The sequence below is a fragment of the Mesorhizobium sp. M7A.F.Ca.CA.002.05.1.1 genome (assembly GCF_003998335.1).
Lineage (GTDB): Bacteria > Pseudomonadota > Alphaproteobacteria > Rhizobiales > Rhizobiaceae > Mesorhizobium.
Window position 1 is genome coordinate 1 of the sequence record NZ_RZQI01000412.1, and the last position, 5,126, is coordinate 5,126.

6 protein-coding genes are annotated in these 5,126 nt (G+C 62.8%); 2 read left to right on the forward strand and 4 right to left on the reverse strand.

Annotated elements, in window-relative coordinates; all coding sequences use genetic code 11:
- The coding region (locus EN939_RS20165) for a glutathione S-transferase (protein ID WP_164751099.1) at positions 1 to 448 on the reverse strand (448 nt) is incomplete at its 3' end.
- 106 nt (positions 449 to 554) lie between these two features.
- On the opposite strand from EN939_RS20165, the gene EN939_RS20170 reads away from it, so the two are divergent.
- Entirely contained in the window at positions 555 to 917 is a 363-nt protein-coding gene (locus EN939_RS20170; RefSeq protein ID WP_127269391.1) for a winged helix-turn-helix transcriptional regulator, read from the forward strand.
- Here EN939_RS20170 and EN939_RS20175 read toward each other — a convergent pair.
- The gene (locus EN939_RS20175; protein WP_127269392.1) at positions 914 to 1,486 is read right to left on the reverse strand and encodes a GNAT family N-acetyltransferase; all 573 of its coding nucleotides are present in this window, start codon (positions 1,484 to 1,486) and stop codon (positions 914 to 916) included. The genes EN939_RS20170 and EN939_RS20175 overlap by 4 nt on opposite strands.
- Positions 1,487 to 1,692: 206 nt before the next feature.
- On the opposite strand from EN939_RS20175, the gene EN939_RS20180 reads away from it, so the two are divergent.
- Positions 1,693 to 2,166: a CAP domain-containing protein gene (locus tag EN939_RS20180; protein ID WP_206518931.1), complete on the forward strand. Its 474-nt coding sequence runs from the start codon at positions 1,693 to 1,695 to the stop codon at positions 2,164 to 2,166.
- A gap of 2 nt (positions 2,167 to 2,168) precedes the next feature.
- On the opposite strand, the gene EN939_RS20185 is transcribed toward EN939_RS20180, so the two are convergent.
- Both EN939_RS20185 and EN939_RS20190 read right to left on the reverse strand, forming a co-directional pair.
- The gene (locus EN939_RS20185) at positions 2,169 to 3,701 is read right to left on the reverse strand and encodes a DHA2 family efflux MFS transporter permease subunit (protein ID WP_127269394.1); all 1,533 of its coding nucleotides are present in this window, start codon (positions 3,699 to 3,701) and stop codon (positions 2,169 to 2,171) included.
- Positions 3,702 to 4,007: 306 nt separating this feature from the next.
- On the reverse strand, positions 4,008 to 5,126 hold a 1,119-nt coding region (locus EN939_RS20190; protein ID WP_245473125.1), incomplete at its 5' end, for an HlyD family secretion protein.

Here is a 5,126-nt window from a genome sequence, read left to right on the forward strand (position 1 = left end):
CGATCATCGCCTCGAGCCGATCATGACGTTCCGCAACGGCCTTGCGGCCGAACTCCCGCAAGGTCGCCTTCAGCGCCGGTTCATCCGCCGCCATTTCCAATGCCACCCAGAGCGGGCTGAAGGCGGCGGTGAACCCGGTGTTCACGAAGGCCATCAGCTGGTGCATGCGGTCGGCTTGCGGCGTGCGCGGTTCGAAGCTGATGCGGCGCTGTGTGTCGCGGGCTTCGAGCCACGAGGCGATGGCCATTGTCTCGGTGAGCACCCGGCCTTCGTCGGTGATCAGCACCGGCGTTTCCTGACGGTCGTTGATGCTGGCATAGGCATCGTTTTTCATCTCGGTGAGCATGTCGACGCGGCACAGGCGATAGGGTTGCCCGACGCGTTCAAAGGCAGCGACAAGCCCCATCGAGCTTCCCGCCGGGAAGCCGTAAAGGAGGATAGGTTCCATTTGTTTTCTTCCGTGATTGAGAGGATCACGCCGCGCAGCGAAACTTGACCCTAAACGCTTGTCGTCCCATGTAAATTACGCACAATTCTGTAACCAGGATCCGCCCATGAAAGACGTCGTCTCACGCTGCCCGATCGAAGAGACCATGCGCGTGCTCAGCGGTCGCTGGCCCACACTGCTGCTCTATTATCTGAAGGACGGGACCAAGCGGTTCAGCGACCTGAGACGTGACAACCCGACCGTGTCACATCGCATCCTGACCCTGGAACTGCGCAAGCTGGAGGACGCCGGTATCGTGCGGCGAACGGTGCGTCCGGGTTATCCGTTGCGGGTCGACTATGACCTCACGGCGCCTGGCCGCAAACTTGTACCGCTCATCGACGCGCTGGGCGCCTGGTGGGTGCATACGGAAGACGATCGCCAGACTTCATCGACACTGGAGACTTACGCCGGCATGGCGGCAGGTTAATTCTGATCGATTGAGGCAGGATGATCGCCGGCCAGTCGTCCAAACATCCTGAAGTCGTGGTAGGCGCCCTTGAACCGGGCTTTCTGCCGTAGCGTCCCCTCGTAGCGGAAGCCGGCTTTCTCCAGCACACGGTCCGATCCGGTATTGCCCGGCAGCGTCCACGCCTCGATGCGATTGAGCAGGAAAAACCGATGGCCGCAAAGAGCGACGGCAGCAGCCGCTTCGGTCATCAGACCTCTGCCCCAGAAGTCCGGATGCAACTCGTAGCCGATCTCGCCGCACTTCGATTTAGGGACGAACCAATTGTAGCGAATCGCACCGGCCATGGTCTTCGAAGCGCGATCCTCGATGATCCAGGCGCAGCCTTTGCCAGTAGGAAAGACCTTGCACATCCATCTCATTGCCCGATCCGCCACCGCCTTGGACGGCGCATCCCGCCAGTTCGAGAACCGGGTGACCTCGGGGATCGACAGGATATTCCGGAAGGCATCGGCATCTTCGAGGGCCGGAGCGCGCAGCAGCAGACGGGCTGTAGAGAGCGTCGGGAAGGTGCGGGCAGTTTTTGGCATCGGATTCTCACCTCACTCGGGACACCTGGACTATTGCCCGAAAGGGGGCGCTTCAACACTTCAACATTACGCGATGCATTTTTTTGCGAAAAACCAAACGTATGGGTTCTCGCGCAATTTTCACCGCTTGCCCGTCAAAAGCCATGATCGCGACTATTCAGACAGGAATGGCCATTGATCATTCCCATTCCATCGAACCGCGCCCGATGCCGAGCAGGCGCATGGTGCTGACCGGCCTCGCAGCCTTGGCGGGCCTCGCCGCCTGCAGCACCGTTTCACTGCCGTCAGGCGAAGGCGCCGGGGTCTCCTCCTCCGCCACGAGCACGCTGGCCAGCATCCGCGTCTCGGCCGGGCTTGCGCCGCTGGTCCCCGACCGGCAGCTCGAACAGGCCGCCCTGCAGCAGGCTGGCTACATGGCGCAGCGCCGCCGCATGAGCCACACCACCGGCTGGGGCAAGGATTTCGCCTCGCGCGTCAGGGACAGTCGAATTTCCGGTGCCGCGGCGGAGAACATCGCCGAGGGTCGTTTCGACCTCGAGAAACTGTTCGACATCTGGGTGCATTCACCAGGCCATCGCCGCAACATGCTCGACCCGCGCTTCACCCGCTTCGGCCTTGCCTATGTGCGCGATGGCAGCGACAGCAAGCTCCGTTACTGGAGCCTGGTGCTCGGGAAATAGAGCTAATCCATATGCGCTGCCGGCGCGCCGCCGGCAGGCGCCTGCTTGGGCTTGCGCAGCAGGAAAACAAACGGGATGGCAAGCAGCGTCATGACCATGAGTATTTTGAAGTCATTGACGTAGGAAATCATCATCGCCTGGAGATTGACCATGCGATCGACCTGCGAAAGCGCCGTCGGATCGCCGCTCGCGGCTGCCGGAGAGACCGCCCAAAGATTTGGGTTGAACGGGTTGATGAAGGCCGAAAGCTCGGCGTGGTTGACCTGCGTGTTGCGCACCATCAGAACCGTCACGACCGACACGCCGATGGACGAGCCAAGATTGCGCACCAGGCTGAACAGGGCCGTGGCATCGGTGCGGAAGCGCACGTCAAGCGTGGCGAAGGCGACGGTCGACAGCGGCACGAACACCATTCCCATGCCCAGCCCCTGGATGACGCCGGAGCTGATGATCAGCCAGTTGTCCATCTGCGGCGTGAAGCTGGACATGGTGTAGAGCGACTGCGCGGTCAGGAGGAAACCGATAACGACCAGGATCCGGGCGTCGATCTTGCTCATCAGCCGGCCGACGACCAGCATCGAAATCATGGTGCCGACACCGCGAGGCCCTATGACGACGCCGATGGTGACGGTCGGATAGCCGAAGATGGTCGACAGCATTGGCGGCAGCAGCGACATGCTCGCCAGGATGAGCACACCCATGACGAAGATGAACGCCAGCCCGGTCACGAAATTGCGGTCAAGGAAGATCTTGGGATCGATGAAAGGGTGTTCCGCAGTCATGGTGTGAATGATGAACACCCAGAAGCCGGTGAGCGAAAGACCAAGTTCGATCCAGATCTCGACCGAGGAAAACCAGTCGACCTCGCCGCCGCGGTCGAGCAGCAGCTGAAGCGCGCCGACGCCGAGCGATATCATGGCGAAGCCGAAGAAATCGAAGCCGCGCACCCGCCGGGCAACGGCCGGCAAGTAGGCGGCCATGCCGAGAAAGGCGACGATGCCGACCGGCAGGTTGATGAAGAACACCCAGCGCCAGTTGAAATTCTCGGTCAGCCAGCCACCCAGCGTCGGGCCCAGAATCGGCCCCAGCATGATGCCGGCGCCCCAAATGGCCATCGCCTGGCCATGGCGTTCCCTGGGATTGATGTCGAGCAGGAAGGTTTGCGACAGAGGCACGATCGCCGCTCCGAACACGCCTTGCATCAGCCGGAAGAACACTATGCTCTCCAGGCTCCAGGCGATGCCGCACAGCATCGAGAATATGGTGAAACCGACCACCGCCGTCAGGAACAGTTCCTTGCGGCCGAAGCGGTCGGCCAGCCAGCCGGTGACCGGCGTCATGATGGCGGCGGCAACGATGTAGGAGGTCAGCACCCAGTTGATGTTGTCAGGCGAGGCGCCGAGGTCGCCGGTCATGGTCGGCAGCGCCACGTTGGCGATCGTCGTGTCGAGCGCCTGCATGACCGTCGCCAGCATGAGCGCGACCGTGATCAGGCCGCGATGCGGCACTTCTTTGAAAGGTTCGGGCGTGCTCATGGCGTGGAACTTCCAGCAGGTAACAAAAACGTGTACAAGGGGTTTCCGGGCGGCAACGCCTTCCGTTGAGAGACCCTCGTCGCGGTGGGACGCGATCGTCGATGTGGGGGTTACATCGACTGAAAGTCTCTGATGAGCGGATGCCTGCCGCCCGGAAACATGAGGACCGACGGGTCCGCGTCGGAGATTTCAGATTTCGGCCAGGCCGCGACGCGGCAGCGCCAAAACGCTGATCCTTCCAGCTCCTCCCATCAGACCAATCCTGCTATTCACCTCCGCCGCTGGTCCTGCGGCAATCTGTTGACGTTACTGCGCGGCCTCGCCAGCCGTGGCGTGACCAAAGATCGAGGGCAGGCCACGCGCCACGCCGGTGTCGACGGTAACGGTGGCGCTCATGCCGGTGCGCAACGCCATCTTGGCGTCCGCATCGATCAGTTCGAGACGAACCGGGATACGCTGTGTGACCTTGACCCAGTTGCCGGTGGCATTTTGGGCCGGCAGCAGCGAGAACTCGGCTCCCGTGCCGGCGCCGATCGCCTTGACCGTCGCCTCGAAGGTGCGCCCTGGATAGGTGTCGACCACGATCTCGGCCTTCTGGCCGGGCTTCATGTGGGTGAGCTGCGTTTCCTTGAAATTGGCATCGATCCAGGTGTCACCGGTCTCGACCAGCGAAAACAGCGGCGTGCCGGAACCGACATACTGACCGACCTTGAACGACGAGGCCTGGCTGACGATGCCGTCCGCCGGCGCCTTGACCGTTGTCTGGGCCAGGTCGTAGGCCGCCTTGTCGCGCGCGGCGAGCGCGGCCATCACGGTCGGGTGCTTGTCGGTCTCGATGTCGGGATTGCCGCCAAGGCCTGCCTTGGCGCTGATGATGCCTTGCTCGGCAACCGCCAGCTGCTGCTTGGCCTTGTCGAGATCGTTCTTGGCTTCGTCGAGCGACGATTTGGCGTTGATGCCCTTCTGGGCGAGATCGGCGGCGCGGTCGAACTGCGACTGGGCGAAGGCGACCTGGCTGGCATCGGACTTCTGCTGAGCCATCGACTGGCCATAGGCCGCGCGCAACTGCTCGACATTGAGACGCGCGCCCGCAACCGCGGCGTCGGCCTGCGCCAGCGCGATCCGGTAGGGCTCGGGGTCGATGGCAAACAGCTCGTCACCCTGCTTGACCAGCTGGTTATCGAAGATGTCGACCTTAACGATGCGGCCGGCCGTGTCGGAAGCGATCGACACCTTGGCCTGCTGCAGATTGGCGTTCTCGGTCTCCTGATAGCGGCCGCCGGTGACCCAGACATAGCCGCCGCCGACAGCCAATGCCGCAGGCAGCGCGACCATCAGCAGGAAGCGGCCCAGCCGGCGCTTTTTCTTCACGGGCACTGGGGCCGGCTGCACCGGGGGAGCAACCGCCGGCGGGGCCGCGGCCCG